Origin of the sequence: Endozoicomonas numazuensis (assembly GCF_000722635.1) — a bacterium.
Classification (GTDB): domain Bacteria; phylum Pseudomonadota; class Gammaproteobacteria; order Pseudomonadales; family Endozoicomonadaceae; genus Endozoicomonas_A; species Endozoicomonas_A numazuensis.
In genome coordinates this window covers 160,872-175,994 of record NZ_JOKH01000008.1, presented here as the reverse complement: position 1 = coordinate 175,994, position 15,123 = coordinate 160,872, and the positions used below count along the sequence as shown (strand labels likewise).

Sequence of the window (15,123 nt, the reverse complement as noted above, 5' to 3'; positions counted from 1 at the left end):
TTCGAACCTACCCTAAGAGCATCAGTATCTATAGCACTTTGATCAGTTTTCCTTCACCTATGACTTTTCCTTCCCATATTCGAAACCCGGAAAGCGGCTTTATTGCAGCAAGAGCAGTGCGTGAATCCATAAACTTCACCTCTAATTCATATGTGTTTTCCGGATATAAGATTTTTTCTTCTGACATAATAAATCTGCAGTCGTAACCTTTTGTTTCGGAAGTCAGAAATACACATTGATATTGGTGAGCGGGAACGGGAGTTATTCGTCCACCATTTTCTTTAGAATAAAACTTTACCGAAACAACTGCATCAGACTTCATTTTTTGGGCACCTCTGATGAATCAAGAATTTTAGGCTTCAGGTTCTTTAGGTGCTTTTCTTGTACTAAAAAAGCACGAATACCACCATCCACCTCTACTGGAGTCCCAAGGTATGAAACCGGTACTTTTGTTTTCACTATTGTATAGGGGGGGTCTTGGAAGGCTTTTACTGCCTGCCTGGCGTAGGAAGAAGCGTGTTCAGCTGTATCTGTGAAATACTTTCCTTCCGCTGATCCTCGATTTACAAAGTACCCCGTCTTTTTTATATCGGCCAATTCATCAGGCCCAACCGCCCTGTACAAAGTAGCATAGCTTTGTCTGAGAGCTTGGCCAGCGGGTAGTATGGATGCTACCTTTAACAACCCATTCAGCTCATTCTTCAGATTCTGATCCAGCTGATTCCAGCCCTGGCTGATAACCCTTCCTGTTGCCCTGTCTAGCAGATCGACCTGCTCAGCGACAAACTCTTCCTGCACTTTCCTTGAAGTGACCATGATAGCTGACAGGATTGGGTGGCGATCCGTCACAAACCGCACGGCATTATCCTGAACCTGTTCTACCCGATCTACAAACCTCGATAGTGGGTCTTCACCCCGGCCAACGGCTGCTAATGCTTTTCGAAACTTGAAGTTTTCCCAGCTGTTTTCTCTCTGGCCACAATCACCTGCCGGGCAATGGCCTTGTGCAGGAGGAGTGAATGTTGATCCATGGTTTAATACCGCCCCTCCTGGAAGCCTGTTTTGCATGGATTCCCTGTTTTGTATGGACTCATAATGTCCCTGCACAAGATTGTCAGGCAGGGGAGCCTGGGAAGGCCGCCAGGGTTTATGAAGTAAGGGGCGAACGGTGTTGGCCTTATCCGGATCACAGGCAGAGGCTATTCCCTGAGCCTGTAACGCCTGCTGTAAACGTTCAGATATCTGGGGATAACGACCGCAGACCAGATCAAAGGCTGTCAGCCCTTCGGGTGTGGGTAGTGCTGGATTTTCCCCAGCAGCCAGCAACGCCTTTACAGAAGCGAGATTACTCAGCCTGCTAGCCAGATGTAGCGGGCTGTAGCCATCGGCATCAAGAGTGTTGGCTGGAATGGGGTAGTGTTGCAGCAGACTCTGTGTCAGCCATTCTGTGTGCCAGTCGGCTTCTGTTTTTTGTGAGTTGTTGGCATCCACTGGCAGAACGGCCTGAAGCGTCCATACGGCTACCCGATGGTTCATCAGTTTTTCAATAACAGGCTCTATGACTTCCCAGCTGATCTCAGAGGTTAATGGAAGAGCAGTGGATAAGGAACCACAGTGAATCATCATCCCACTGTCGTCAACTTCCATACCGCACTCGGGCTCAATAGCCAGGGCATCAAAGAGTTCGCTGCCGAGTTGGTCCGCATTATCTGGATGTACCTCCCGGATATAGCAGGGGGCGTTCTGGTCAAACAGAGTCAATCGGTCTTTTTCAATACTGAGCGCAAGGGCGTGCTTGCCGGTTGTCAGCAAATAATGGGCAGGAACAGGCTGATCACGCAGTGTTCTGAGCAGCTGCACGGTGCTGGCGCGAGTTGTGACGACTGGCCAGGCTTGGGTCATGGAGAGCCGGGGTGCCGTTTTATCCAGGGTGGTTACTTCAGCAGAGCAGCCCTGCTGGCGTAGCTGTTCACGATAGAGCCATTCAACCCAGATTTGAGTTTGCAGTTGTCCGGCTGACTCTGCATCCAGTTTCTCAAAACTTTCCAAAGTGGCTGGATGGTCGGGCAGGGCGTTTGCTGTGCGATAAGCGTCATAGTGATGACGGGCAGCCTGAAATGTTGCCTGCAAACTGTCGTAGTGTTGGTTTTGGTTATGCCACCCTTGTTGTGGGTTTTGACTGCAGGTTCGTAATCGCTGCCTGAGCCGTGAGCGGGTATCAGGTTGGACGACAACAGACTTAAGCCAGGCACAAGCCAGTCCGAGACAGATGCCTTTATCCGAGCCATTCAGGGGAAGAAACCGGGTATTGTTTTTGAAATATTCAAGGGCTTGCTGCGGGTTCACCTCTGATTGATACGGACATTCGCTGTCGTCTGAATAGACCGGGTTTCCATGATCAGAGGCATTCAGGGGAAAGTTGTGGATGAAAACAAGGGCGGTTGCGAGCAAGCATTGAAAGAATACATTGAAAAAGTTTTTGCAACGCTTTTTTGCAACATTCGATTGATTCACAACTCGTTTCCCCTGAAGACTCGGACCGAATCAACGCTTAAAGGTAGTCAGGGGACTCTGGATGAGCAATTCTTGCTGACTGCTGAGACGAGCCTTATAGCTCTTCAACCTGAATATGTTCAGGCTTGATAACAACGCAGATAGACACAACATCAGGAACATTTGCACAGAATCGAAAAAGCGTTACTATCCCACTGTCTAATAAAACAATGAATCTGCTAAACGACCCATCGCCTGTCTTCAGCGCGTTAGCATGCTGCAAAAGGAATTAAACGGAGTCACATAGGGAGTAACGTGTGTTTGGAAAGGATCAGATTGATATTCGCCTAAGGAACAAGCAGGGAGACTGGTTTTTACTCACCAATCAACGGTTTAACTGCCTTCACAAGGAACGATTGACGTTTCGACCGACCCGGCGGGACGCCTGGTACTTTCTCTTCGACCTTTGGCTGGATCAATGTGAAAGACTGGAAAAGGAGTTGAAAGATCACCCTCTTCTCAAAAATCCTCATCACACAGGGTATAAATCCACCCTCCGCTTAATTGAAGACGCCCTGAACTGGGGCAGCCTCAATGTCTTTGTTATCCATCGTGACCCGTCACGTAATATTAAGCAGATCGAGGCTCTCTACGACAGCATCAAAATAAAGCTGGGCATGATCATTGCCAGTGAAAAGGCGGAAGCAACGGTGATTAATCACCGGTATCAGTCACTGGATAGCAGTGGAAAACTACAGGCTCATGCTCACCGGTTTGGACAAGGATTAAAGCAGACAGGCCACTCCCTGTTAACCTGGCTGGGGGAAATTCACGATGTCGTCAGCAAGGTTAAACAACGGGGACGGTGTATGAAGCCTGGCTGAAAACTCAGGCTCACGATTCCGTGATTGACTGGTACAAGGAGTTCAATGAGCACTGGCGAGAGTGCCGAGTATAAAGAGATCGTCGATGTACTGGGTTTTGACCCGAAAAAGATCAGCTCTGAAGATTTCAGCCAAGCCTGGGCCATAACCCAGATTCTCTGGGAAGACGATCGTTGCCAGACTCTACTGACCCGGTTCGCCAGAGATTACGCCAAAGCTCAGCACAGCCTTGAAATCAGTGAACTGGCAGGCAGTGCCGCTTTTGAGATGTTACTGACCCTGGTACTGGCTGCGGTGACAGCGGGCACAGGCGCTATTGTCAACCTTACCCGTCAAGCACGACTAGCTCGCCAAATGACCGATCTGGGGGAGTCACTCAAAGAACTGGCAGACCTCAAGAGAACCGTTCACAAGTACACGCCAAAGACGACACTCCGCTCACGTTCCACAGGGGATATAACCAAAGACCTGCCTGTGGATAACAGACCGCCGCCGCAGAATAACCCTCCGCCTAAAGGGAATTACACGCCTCGCGAGGGAGTAACTCCTCTTGATGGGGATAGAGTATACAAGCGTGACCATCTGGGTGGTGATTCTAAAGATCCTTACACATTGCAGGAAGATGGCAGACCGCTTGGAGCGAAGGAAGGTGTGATGCCAGCAGATGCTCTTGGTTTAGATGAGTTTGATCCAGAATTACAGAAATTGATCGATGAGCAGGGATACCCTGATGTAGCCGGTAGGGAAGATTTCATGAACTTCTCAGATATCAAACCTGTTGAACTAAAAGAAGGTGAAATCATGTATCGCATTGTCGATGAAGGCAGTGCAGAAGCCCGAGGAGACTCAGGAGCGTACTGGGCCAGAGAAATCCCTCCAAATAAGTCAGCATGGCGCGATGGCTATGCAGTCAAGGATTCCTGGAATGATAATGGTTACTATGTTGAGCATACTGTGGGTCCTGAGGGTATGAAAGTCTGGGAGGGAACCACTGCAGGTCAGCAATATAAGGAATTTGAAGGAATGGAGTTCTATCTGGAGGGCGGACTGCAACAGCTCTATGTGGAGTACAACTCCATACCCAACCTTTCACCGAAAGTCACTACATGGTCGGATGCAGTTCAATGAACCCCAAAAAAAAATCTCAATTACTGAAGCGAAAATTTCAATCACTGGAGTACATAGAGCAATTTATTGAACACTACCAGCAGTTTATCGATATAGGGCTAGACGCTTTGGCCTCGTATAAAGAATACAAAAAAAAGAATCCTGCCTTTATTCCAACAAAATGCATGGAAACGGATGAATGGTTGTGGGAGAAAAAAGTCAGACCTAACTTTCTAGGAATGAGATCCTCTTCAGTAGAAGCACTGCAAAATGCAAAACAGGGTAAAAAGACAACGGTACGTTCATTAGCTGGTGACTTCCGTGGACTAAGCAGAAGTATGGATGGTATCCGGGAAGCCTTTATGGAGATTCTCGATCCTTCAGTCAAGGAAGAGTATCTGTCTTTATGGAAAATTACCAGCAGGGAGGCTAGGAACATCGAGAAAACGATAAATCAATGGTGGAAAGAAGATTCAATACTTAAAGAATCAATTACTGGCCCTATTGATGAGCAAGAGTTGAAGAATTATTTACAACCAGGGGAGAGTCTTTAGTCATTGACTGTCATTTGCTCTTTCTTATAAACCACTTTGGAACTTTTCTGTATGTCTGCTGAACAGCCCCCGACCCAGAATGACGGGACCAAGGGCCTGTTCACTGAACGTCATGACAACCATCCATATCTTCAAAGCCGGCAAGCATACCAGCAGCTGGGTCAGTCCCTGGAGTTCACTGACAACCGTCTGAAAGCCTCTGTGCGACCTTATGACTTCAGTCTTCACGAAACTCCCATAGTCGTTAGTCACCCTAAAGACCCCCCTGGCTCGCCAAATGACCGATCTGGGAGAGCTGCTCAAAGAACTGGCTGACCTCAAGAAAACAGTTCACAAGTACACGCCAAAGAAGGCACTCTGCTCACGTTCCATAGGGGATATAACTAAAGACCTGCCTGTGGATAATCGACCTCCACCGCAGAACAATCCTCCTCCTAAAGGCCCTGAAAAAGAGCCTGAGAATGAGAGTACATCGAATACTCCAGAAGACGTAACGGTTCTTGAGCCCGGTGAAAAAGGCTCCTGGAATAAAGCCCTGAACAGAGAACTGAAACCCAATCACAAATATCAGGTTGGCCCCTATCTCTATGAAACGGATGGAAGTGGAAGGGTCAACCGGGTGTCGGGAGAACTGGATTTAACCACGAGAGACCGAAATACTTACCAGCAGGGTAAGGCAGGTAAAGCAGAAGGCATCAAAGATGGGCTGACCGACGATGATGGAGGTCACCTGATCGCCTCAATCTTTGACGGACCGGGGGAACAGATTAACTATGCTCCCATGAACGCCAACCTTAATCGTGGCGCTTGGAAGAGGATGGAGAACCAGTGGGCAGAGGCTTTGAGAGATGACCCGCCGAACAGCCCTAAACAAAGTGTAAAAGTTAGCATTGAGGTAATATATGAGGGTGCAGATAAAAGACCAGAGGCTTTCGAAGTAGAGTACTGGATCGATGGTGAACCTCATGTGTCAATTTTTATAAATGAAGCAACAAGGTGAAATATGGATATGACCATAGACGATGTGTATGCAGGCATTGGTCAGCAGATTGCAGACGCTATCAGTGATGACTGGTCCGAAGCATGGCTTTTTGTAGAGTTCTTTGAAGATGCGGCTAACTTTAAAGGCGAATACAACTCTAACTCAGAAAGAAAGTTCTTCAAAGTTGGTTATAAAGCATACAAAAGTTTTAAAAAGTTATATGAGATAACTACAGAAGGGGAAAGCAATCGTTGGAATCGTGCCAAATTCACGCTTTACCCTACCGGAAAGTTCAACATCAACTTTGAATGGGATCAGGACTTAGCCGATGAAATCGCAGCTAACTCCTGATGTACACTCAGTTATGAGAATCAGTTACTGAATCACTTCGGAACTTTTCAGTATGTCTGGTGAACAGCCCCCGGCCCAGAATGACGGAATCAAGGGCCTGTTCACTGGACGTTATGAAAGCACATCAGTCCCCCCCTGCCCCATCGAATCAGGTCGTACAGCAAAACGAACGATCTTCGCAATCATCGCCTTAGAATTGCAATCCAGCGGCCAAGATTGAGCAGACTGCCCAGAGCAGCAGCAACGTAAGTCATGGCAGCAGCTTTCAATACTTCTCTGGCGGCAGGCATATCTTTTTCAGAGAGATAGCCCTCTGCCAGAATGGGCAGGGCTTTTTTAAAACTGGCATCCAGTTCCACGGGCAGATTGATCAACTGCACCCAGATAGCTGCGAGCATACCAGCAATACCGATCAAAACCGTAAGCAGGATACTGTGAGGAACCCGTGTCAGTGCAAACACCAAAGGGGTAATCATTAACGCCATGGCACTGAAGCGCTCAATAGTCATCGCAAGACGTATACGTCTCTGGCGAAGCATAAATCCGGCATGCTTCTCCTGATGCTGAAGAGCATGACCTGTTTCATGAGCTGCAACCGCTACGGCAGACACTGAACGTCCATCGTAGTTTTCAGGCGAGAGCGAAATCAGCAAATCTTCCGGATTATAGTAGTCTTCACCCGGGTTGCCTTTCACCACCTTAACGCCTTCAAGACCAAAGCGTTCCACAAGGTGTTCAGCCAGCTCTCCACCTGTTCCCTGAAGGTCCGGGCGATCACCGCTGTGCAGTTTAAGGGTTCGCTTCACCCAGATCTGGGGACCAAACACCAGAACCAGAATCAATAACCCCAGGATGACAAAGACCATTCCATGTTCTCCAGTCCATTCAAAGACTTATAATTTACCCTGACCCGGGCAGGCCTGCCATCAAGGTAGAATAACGATTAAAAAATGGCCTGTTCACGAACCACATCGGCGATCACCTTCAGGACAACCAGGGCCAGGATCAGCCTTGGAGCCCAGTGCATATTTTTTACATCTTTTAAGAATTGCAGCATATTTCTCAGCTCATCTTACAGCTTACTGTTTGTTGAAAAGGTCTTTCTTCTTCAAAGACAAATTCACTTTTTCACTCATGGCTGAGACGCTTTATAACATACCTGAAGCACTTCTCTACATAGCCACCTTCCCCATTTTTAGAGCAATCTACCTAAAAGAAACCGTTTTCTAACGCATGACAACTAGTTCAAACAGGGTACGAAAATTTTAATTAATCCCACTGCTTTATATTTGCTTTTCACCCATTTTTGATTCTGATAAATTCGATGGCGCTGCGCTGTAGAATACTCAACCTCTACAGCACCCAAATACCTGATCGTCTGTAAAACAGGTCTCATAGAAGTAGAAGAATAAACACCCATGAACTCTGAAATCATTGACCAGGCTGAAGAGCTTTCATGGAAAAAGTTATGAGGGAATCAAAATGACGACATTCAAGGATCGTATTCTTGAAGGCAAAGTAGCCTATGTAGCCGGTGGCACCCGAAGCTTCAATCTGGCTATTGCCAAGCGTTTTGCCGAGCAGGGCGCAAAAGTGACCGTAATGAGCCGTACTGTGGATCGTACAGAATCTGCAGCACAAGAGATTCGTGACCTGGGTGGCGAAGCCCTGGGTCTTCCCGGTGACGTACGTGACTATGATCGCGTCTACGAAACCATGAAAGAAACCGCCGAAAAGTTTGGTGGCATTGATATTGTGGTAGCCGGGCAGGCGGGCAACTTTTATGCCCCCGCGATTGGTATGAGCGCCAACGCCTTTAAGTCCATTATTGATATCGACCTGCTCGGTACCTTTAATGTTTTCAAGGCTTCCTGGGATTTCCTGCGTAAGCCTGGCGCCTCTCTGATGGCTATTACTGCGCCTGAAGCGGTTCGCCCTCTGCCTTATCAGACACACGTATGCTCTGCTAAAGCCGGCGTTAACATGCTGTGTAAAGTACTGGCTCTGGAATGGGGTCCTGAAGGTGTGCGTGTCAATGGTATTTCTCCGGGCCCAATCGAAGACTCCTGGGGTATGCAAAACGTTATTCTGAAAACACCCGGAATGTATGACACCATCCGTGAAGGAACACCTCTGCGTCGCTGGGGTACCAGTAATGATGTGTCAGACGGAGCCTTGTTCCTGGCTTCCGAGGCCTCCAGCTACATTACAGGCACCATATTGGACGTCGACGGTGGTGTGACGATTCAAACCACTACCTCTGAAGGTAGCAAGGCAACTGATGGATATGAAGATGACCCTCGTATTCGAGGTGCCGGCAAAGGCGATCGTTAATCATTGTCTTATATAAACGCTTGAACACCCTGATGCCGTCCATGGACTATTCCATAGACGGCATTATTCTATCGGCAACATTCGCTCAAGAACTGACCTGAATCAGGGAGACTTTCTTCTACAACCGCTATAGTTTCTGAAACCCTTTGCCTCTCTCCAGAATCTGCTTTTCATGGCTATATCAACCTCACCTCCCGATTATGATCACCGGAATGTATCCAGTCTTCTACTGGATATTGCTGCACTGCTTATGTCTTCTGGCGCGCACACAGAACGGGTTAATCGTAATGTACGACGAATCGCTTATTCCCTGGGTTACGATATTGAGCTGTTCTTCTCTTTTGCTGGTATTACTTTGACACTGTCTGATCAGGAGAGCCCCCATCTGCAGCATACAGCGTTTCGCAGAGTCACTGGTTACGCAGTCAATCTTAGTGTGGTATCGGCCATCAGCCGAATGAGCTGGAAAGCCTCAGTGGAAAACTGGCCTCTCGTAGATATTACCCAGGAAGTGGAACGTATTCGCAGCATTCCTCATTACCCCAGAATGATCTTATTAATCATGATTTCACTGGCAGGCATGGCTTTTTGCCGTCTGGCCGGAGGCGAAGTTCCGGCAATGCTGTTGGCTGGCGTGGCGACAGCCATTGGCTTTACTGCACGTAATAAAATGCTGGCCAGTGGCCACAACCTGGCTTTGAGTATTGCTGCCGCTGCCTTTATTGCCAGTACCATCAGTGGAGTGGGACTGGTCTTTCACTGGGGAGAGGCGCCCGAATTAGCTGTAGCCACTTCGGTTCTTTTTCTGATTCCGGGCGTTCCCATGATCAATAGCATTATCGATCTGATGCATGGTCATATCATTGTCGGGCAAGCACGCGCTATGCAGGGCATAGTGATCGCATTTGCCATAGCCATGGGGATCGTCATTAGCTCCGCACTTTTGGGGGTTCATCAGTTATGAGCGGATTGCTGTTAGAAAAGTGTGTATGGGCCGCTCTGGCCGCCATGGGATTTGCCACACTGTTCACAACGCCACTGAGAGCCTTTTGGGCAACAGCACTTCTGGCTGCACTGGGATATGGACTGAGGGGTACTGCCCTGAATCTGGGGCTTGATCTCCTGACATCCACACTGCTGGCGTCGTGCACCATGGGACTTCTCGCTATTCAGTTTGCACACTGGGTACACACACCCACGACAGTTTTCATGGCACCGGCTGTTATTCCAATGGTTCCTGGCGTTTTTGCCTATCGAAGCATGATGGGATTGATGGAAATGAGCCAGACCTCTACCTTCTCACCTGAGCTTTTAATGCAAACCATCAGCTATGGTCTGAATACTGTTTTTATACTGTTATCCCTGGCAGTAGGCGTGACTATTCCATCATTGTTGTTTAAAAATCGGAGCGTCAAAAATATCCGTTTTCTCAGAACAAAAAAGTCCCGGGTATAACCCGGGACGGGCCCTACTTACTATGAAAATGCAGCTCTATCAGATCATTTTCATATTTTGGGGTGAGCCGCATTTCCCGCTCATGGCTGTTTAAGTAGCAGAACCCTCTTTCATTCTTTTGAACGTTTCTGCATCTATGCGAATAAAGACACATTCTGCCTTTGCAGTGATAACGCCATTGGCCAAAATTTCTGCTGTCATGACAATTCTTCGGCCTTCTGATTTCTCCAGACGACCTATAAAGTTCAGCTCAGTATTCAGAGGGGTTGGCTTTAAATATTTAACAGACAGTTGACCTGTGACGCCCGGGTGGCCGGTTAACTTTTGACCAATACCCAGAAACTGATCAAACAGAGCCGCGACATAACCACCATGTACAGTACTGGGAGGACCTTCGTACTGCCAACCCAGAGTCGCTTTCCCGTAAACACCCTCATCATCCATCCATATCTGTATGGGCGGCGCCAACGGATTGGACTTACCTTCCACCGGGTTCAATTCATAGTTCAGCTCAGAAATAACTCTTTGCTCAACGGCTACCGGGTTAATACTGTCAAAGCGCCCCTGAGTCATGGACCCTTGTTCAAGCCTGTCAGCCTCTTCTGAAAGGCGAGAGGCCAATTTCTGAAGCTCTTGCGCCGAGAGCTGGGTATTCACCAGATTTTCTATTAACCTGCGTGTGGCATCGGCTGCTTCTCTTCGGGCAGCCCAGACATCATCCAGAGGCTCTTTCAGGGTCTCGCTGTCGAAAGGGTAATATTTGGAGGGCATGGTCATTTTCCATTGTTTTTATCAGACCTGAGTTCATTCTACCTAATCTCTTCAAAAGTAAACCCTGCAATGAGATTAGAGAGTGAACTCATCAATGGAATGACCCGATACTTAAGCCGTCATCCAGGGGGTATCCGGCAGTTTATCCAGATTCTGTTCATACCTTTTCAGGTTGAAGGTGGCACTGTTTTGAATAATATCAATAATCTCAACTGAGAGCGCACAAGCGATATAATCCATAGCTTCCTGCCTTTCCATACCCGTCATGGTCAGTCTGAGCAGGGTTTCTTTAACCCTTTGGGGGTTATTTTCAGTCAGCTGATTTTCTACAATTTCCAGCAAATGCGCTTCGGTGACCAGATCATCATCACTCATGGGGGTTTTCCAAATCAGTAAATTGGGTAATCTTAGCGTTTTGCAGCATTGAATGGCAGCTTACCGATGACTGAAGCGGTTGAAATCCCGGAGGACTATTACCTGACTAACTTTCAGTCACTGTTGGATTTTGTCACTCAACAATATGATGACCTGCTGAATGATGATGAACGCCGTTTTCTCAGGGCTTTCCAATCGGCCTCTGAGCCCGCACAACGCCTTTACGTACGTCTTATCTGCAGAAAGGGGCCTCTGTTTCGTTCTGACAAATTGAAGTATCCAGAGATATTGGAGCTAACTTCCGCTGCCCGTGAACTTGAGAAGCTGGCGCTTCTCTCCATCAACCCTGTTACTGAAGTCTCAGAACTCGTGCAGCTGGGCACTAAACCAGAACTCCTGAAATGGTTCAGCTCAGTCAAAGGCATTTCCTCGAAGTTAAAAAGACCTGAGCTCGTAGAACGGGTCGTGAGTGGAGCAACCCGGTCACCGACTCTGCCTTTTGATATCTACGAACCTCTTTTCGCAGCAGAAGTTCAAAATCTCCAGTTTATGTTTTTTGGCAACCTTCATCAGGATCTCACCGAATTTGTTCTGCAGGATCTGGGACTCAACCAGTTTGAGCGTTACCCTCTGGTAAAAGACAGTCGACTGTTCAAAACTCGAGAAGAATTGAACGACGCTTTGCAGTTGTCACAGCTGGCTATTCTCGCCTATGAAGCAGAGTTTGAAAAAGACTCTAAAGCTCTTTGCCAGTTGCAGTATGAGCTACCCGACCAACCTGACAGCCCCATTCTGAAAAGACGTTTCAGCCGTTTGGTCAATCGCATAGCCAGAGAATTGGAAAGAACGGAACAGTTTGATGAGGCTCTGGATCTGTTTGCACAGTCAAACTTGCCTCCGGCCCTCGAAAGAATGGCTCGTATCCATCATAAGCGTGGAGATGTAAAAGCCAGCGAAGCTATTTGCATGAGTATTTTGGAAAAACCTGCCAGCGATATGGAACTGGAATTTGCCAAAAGATTCATCAGGAAATTAAGGGGTGAGAAAGCCTTACGAAAGCAATCCCGATTTTCTGAAAAACGCCTTTCCCTCCCTGATAACAGCGAAAGAGTTGAGTTACAGGTTCAAAAACACTTCCAGAATGAGGGTTGGGAAGCATTCTATGTCGAGAACACCCTCATTTGTGGGTTGGCAGGTTTGCTGTTCTGGGACATCCTGTTTAACGATATTCCTGATGCCTTCTTTCACCCTTTCCAGAGTGCTCCCGCAGACTTATCCACACCCGACTTTTATCGTAAACGACAGACATTGTTTGAAAACAGATTCACAGAACTGGGAGAGTCTTCAGTGACTCAAGAGATTCTGGCTCTCTACGAACAAAAGCAGGGCCTTTCCAATCGATTGATCTATTGGCTCGGGCTTTCAAAAGAGTTGATCACTGTCGCCTGTGAACTGATTCCCTGGCCTCACCTGAAAGCCATGCTGGAAAAGCTGATCTTCGACTTTGCTCACAACCGGACTGGTTTCCCGGACCTGATTCTGTTTAAACCAGAATCTCAGGAATACCTGTGGGTGGAAGTAAAAGGCCCCGGTGACAAGCTTCAGGAAAACCAGAAGCGCTGGCTTTCCTTTTTTTCTGCACACGATATACCTGCCGAGGTTATTTACGTAGATTGGCAGTAGCCAGAATGCTCTCGACTTCACTTTCCAGCTCAATCCCCAGCACTGTTCTGACGGTTTTATGATTGATATTCATATCCAGAGTTTTGAGCTCTTCCGATGCGCCCAAAGACATCAGGCTCTTGCCTACAGGGTCAATCACCTGACTTTTACCGCAGTAGTAACCGTTGATACCCCGGATATTTTCTTCGCCAATGCGGTTACAAGTCACCACATACAAGCCATTCTCAATCGCTCTGGCCCGGGCGATATGAACACTTTGTTCGCCTCCGAAATTGGCGGGGTGCAATAGAATATCGACTTCCTGTCGGACATACTCCCGAACAATCTCGGGGAACCAGAGGTCAAAACAGATTACGATACCAAACCGGATACCCTGATGTTCAAACACCAGCAGGTCCTGCCCCCTTTTGAAATAGCGTTTATCAATGTTGGTACTGGAAATCTTGCGGTAGACTCCCATCAGCCCTGAGGCGGCCACCACCGCTACTGAGTTATAAAGTTCACCTCCCTCCTTTTCTCCAAACCCGGCCACCAGAATCGTATTAAACTCAGCAGCCATCAACTGCAGAGCCTGAAGCGTAGAACTGTTATCCACAGCTTCACCCAGCTGAACAATCTCTTCAGCTTCTTCAAAGATGTAACCTGTGGAAAAAAGCTCGGGGAGCAAAACCAGATCACCCACCTCGGGCGCCTGCTGCAACAATTGTCGAAGTTTCTGAAGGTTATCTTGCTTATCTTTATAACTGACTCGCAGCTGGGCAACGCTGATCTTCACACGGCACTCCGGACTCGGAAGGTTCACAGCTCTAAGATAGCAGCAGGACAGGCCTGTAAAAAAGGCCTCTATTCATAAATCGCAGATCCGACATGACTTGCAAGAAAATAAATAAAGCCTTTCTGTTTTTTCCTTTTCGGGTTAGCGTATATTTCCCAAAACAATAAAAAAAACATCCCATATTCTCATGGGCAGAGACTATGTACACAAGATTCACTGTGAACTACATCAACAAGCAATCAGGTATTGATCAGGGCATTTTCGGTGCTGCGTTTAAGCTGAGTAAAGAAGATCGTCTTCCCTCATCACTAAAAGAAACGTTTAACTTGAACCTGAATCCGTGATTTCTTGATTGCAGAGAAGATTTTCCATCTCATTTAACTCAATGACAGAAAGTTTTACGCTTTCGGTGCGTGCAATTCACCACAAAATAGCTGAACAGATTTAATAGCACGGCTCTTTTCCAATGAATACCGAAAGATTTCTGCTCTGAAGGCGAGCGAAATCCTGCCAGTGTCAGCCATACTTTTTCATTCAGTCGAGAGAAATAAATAATCAGCTAACAGAGCTGTTTTTCAGGAAAGAGTTGCATAAAGGCCGACAGCCCGGGGCTATGTCGGCCAAAACGAAGAATAAATTGGCGACTCTTTTTCAGGAATCGCGCAGATTGGTAAACCAGCTCCTGCATAACCGTCTTGATTCTTCGGCGCTGAGCTTTGTGGCGAACCGGAGAATCAGGACCCAGCAAACAGGTTTGCCCCATGTAGCGCAAAATTTTGTAGGTCAGTGCACCAAGACACATGACAAGATCATTCGTATCAAACTTACCTGAAGGCAGTCTTTCCAGATCCATGTCAGTCTTGAATTCACTATGAAACTGTTCGCTGGTCGCATGGTCTTCATAGAGTAATATAACATTATCATTATCGTATTCAGTTTCATCCAATGTCGTCCACCAACCATCCAGCTCGTAGTCTGGTGTTAAAAAATACTGACCCACCGAGTCAGTAGTACGCTTGATAATACGGATGATTAGTCGCTGTCTGCCGTAGTCGGTCTCATGGATAACTGAGTGTGTCGCATACGTTTTTCCGGGGCGAAGCTCTGTCCACTGAACACTGGCTGTCTCAAAGGCTTGCAGCCAGGCTGTTACGGCATACTGCTTACGTGGATTGAGTTTGATGATGTGATCCACATGGTTGTGATCGGCAATCTCTCGGCGAGTGTCTTCTGCATCATGGCCACTGTCGAGTCGCAGCAATACCGGAGCTTGAGTAACACGACGAAGTCTGTGTAATACGGTATTCAAGAAGGGTACGAAGTCGTTTTGTGAGTGTTGTGAACCAGGACGTAGTTCAG

17 protein-coding genes are annotated in these 15,123 nt (G+C 47.4%); 10 read left to right on the top strand and 7 right to left on the bottom strand.

Annotated features, from left to right (window positions below):
• Positions 1-28: 28 nt before the first annotated feature.
• Together GZ78_RS23985 and GZ78_RS23980 are read right to left on the bottom strand one after the other, a co-directional pair.
• Positions 29-322: a hypothetical protein gene (locus tag GZ78_RS23985; RefSeq protein ID WP_034841945.1), complete on the bottom strand. Its 294-nt coding sequence runs from the start codon at positions 320-322 to the stop codon at positions 29-31.
• Positions 319-2,514 carry an ankyrin repeat domain-containing protein gene (locus GZ78_RS23980; protein ID WP_152558918.1) on the bottom strand — a complete coding sequence of 732 codons (2,196 nt, stop codon included), beginning with the start codon at positions 2,512-2,514 and terminating at the stop codon, positions 319-321. The genes GZ78_RS23985 and GZ78_RS23980 overlap by 4 nt, the downstream gene beginning before the upstream one ends.
• Before the next feature lie 296 nt (positions 2,515-2,810).
• On the opposite strand from GZ78_RS23980, the gene GZ78_RS23970 reads away from it, so the two are divergent.
• The 5 genes from GZ78_RS23970 to GZ78_RS23945 all read left to right on the top strand — a co-directional run bounded on the left by GZ78_RS23970 (position 2,811) and on the right by GZ78_RS23945 (position 6,371).
• The gene (locus GZ78_RS23970; protein WP_034841938.1) at positions 2,811-3,377 is read left to right on the top strand and encodes a hypothetical protein; all 567 of its coding nucleotides are present in this window, start codon (positions 2,811-2,813) and stop codon (positions 3,375-3,377) included.
• A gap of 45 nt (positions 3,378-3,422) precedes the next feature.
• Entirely contained in the window at positions 3,423-4,505 is a 1,083-nt protein-coding gene (locus tag GZ78_RS27855; protein WP_051786500.1) for a hypothetical protein, read from the top strand.
• Positions 4,502-5,038: a hypothetical protein gene (locus GZ78_RS23960; RefSeq protein ID WP_034841935.1), complete on the top strand. Its 537-nt coding sequence runs from the start codon at positions 4,502-4,504 to the stop codon at positions 5,036-5,038. Before GZ78_RS27855 ends, GZ78_RS23960 begins: the two co-directional genes overlap by 4 nt.
• 277 nt (positions 5,039-5,315) lie before the next feature.
• Positions 5,316-6,038 carry a DNA/RNA non-specific endonuclease gene (locus GZ78_RS23950; protein WP_051786499.1) on the top strand — a complete coding sequence of 241 codons (723 nt, stop codon included), beginning with the start codon at positions 5,316-5,318 and terminating at the stop codon, positions 6,036-6,038.
• A gap of 9 nt (positions 6,039-6,047) precedes the next feature.
• The gene (locus tag GZ78_RS23945; protein ID WP_161787483.1) at positions 6,048-6,371 is read left to right on the top strand and encodes an immunity protein YezG family protein; all 324 of its coding nucleotides are present in this window, start codon (positions 6,048-6,050) and stop codon (positions 6,369-6,371) included.
• A 182-nt stretch (positions 6,372-6,553) separates the two neighbouring features.
• Here the strand turns inward: GZ78_RS23945 and GZ78_RS23940 are convergent, their stop codons facing one another.
• A complete protein-coding gene (locus GZ78_RS23940) occupies positions 6,554-7,237 on the bottom strand; it encodes a zinc metallopeptidase (protein ID WP_034841928.1) in 684 nt (227 codons plus the stop codon).
• 616 nt (positions 7,238-7,853) lie between these two features.
• Here GZ78_RS23940 and GZ78_RS23930 point away from each other — a divergent pair.
• From GZ78_RS23930 to GZ78_RS23920, 3 genes are all read left to right on the top strand, one after another.
• Positions 7,854-8,705, top strand: coding sequence for an SDR family oxidoreductase (locus GZ78_RS23930; RefSeq protein WP_034842145.1), 852 nt, complete (start codon positions 7,854-7,856; stop codon positions 8,703-8,705).
• Between the two features lie 172 nt (positions 8,706-8,877).
• The gene (locus GZ78_RS23925; protein ID WP_034841922.1) at positions 8,878-9,669 is read left to right on the top strand and encodes a threonine/serine exporter family protein; all 792 of its coding nucleotides are present in this window, start codon (positions 8,878-8,880) and stop codon (positions 9,667-9,669) included.
• Positions 9,666-10,160, top strand: a complete 495-nt coding sequence (locus tag GZ78_RS23920; RefSeq protein WP_034841920.1) for a threonine/serine exporter family protein — start codon at positions 9,666-9,668, stop codon at positions 10,158-10,160. Before GZ78_RS23925 ends, GZ78_RS23920 begins: the two co-directional genes overlap by 4 nt.
• A gap of 90 nt (positions 10,161-10,250) precedes the next feature.
• Here the strand turns inward: GZ78_RS23920 and GZ78_RS23915 are convergent, their stop codons facing one another.
• Positions 10,251-10,931, bottom strand: coding sequence for a PaaI family thioesterase (locus GZ78_RS23915; RefSeq protein WP_161787482.1), 681 nt, complete (start codon positions 10,929-10,931; stop codon positions 10,251-10,253).
• A gap of 111 nt (positions 10,932-11,042) precedes the next feature.
• The gene (locus GZ78_RS23910) at positions 11,043-11,306 is read right to left on the bottom strand and encodes a hypothetical protein (RefSeq protein ID WP_034841918.1); all 264 of its coding nucleotides are present in this window, start codon (positions 11,304-11,306) and stop codon (positions 11,043-11,045) included.
• 66 nt (positions 11,307-11,372) lie between these two features.
• On the opposite strand from GZ78_RS23910, the gene GZ78_RS23905 reads away from it, so the two are divergent.
• On the top strand, positions 11,373-12,989 hold the full coding sequence (locus GZ78_RS23905) for a VRR-NUC domain-containing protein (RefSeq protein ID WP_034841916.1): 1,617 nt from the start codon (positions 11,373-11,375) through the stop codon (positions 12,987-12,989).
• Here GZ78_RS23905 and GZ78_RS23900 read toward each other — a convergent pair.
• A complete protein-coding gene (locus GZ78_RS23900) occupies positions 12,967-13,764 on the bottom strand; it encodes a carbon-nitrogen hydrolase family protein (protein ID WP_034842140.1) in 798 nt (265 codons plus the stop codon). The two genes, GZ78_RS23905 and GZ78_RS23900, sit on opposite strands and share 23 nt — an antisense overlap.
• 200 nt (positions 13,765-13,964) lie before the next feature.
• Here GZ78_RS23900 and GZ78_RS29695 point away from each other — a divergent pair, with 200 nt between their 5' ends.
• Positions 13,965-14,108, top strand: a complete 144-nt coding sequence (locus GZ78_RS29695) for a hypothetical protein (protein WP_161787481.1) — start codon at positions 13,965-13,967, stop codon at positions 14,106-14,108.
• Between the two features lie 215 nt (positions 14,109-14,323).
• Here GZ78_RS29695 and GZ78_RS29690 read toward each other — a convergent pair.
• Positions 14,324-15,123: IS1380 family transposase (locus tag GZ78_RS29690; protein ID WP_034841913.1), on the bottom strand; the 800-nt coding region annotated here is incomplete at its 5' end.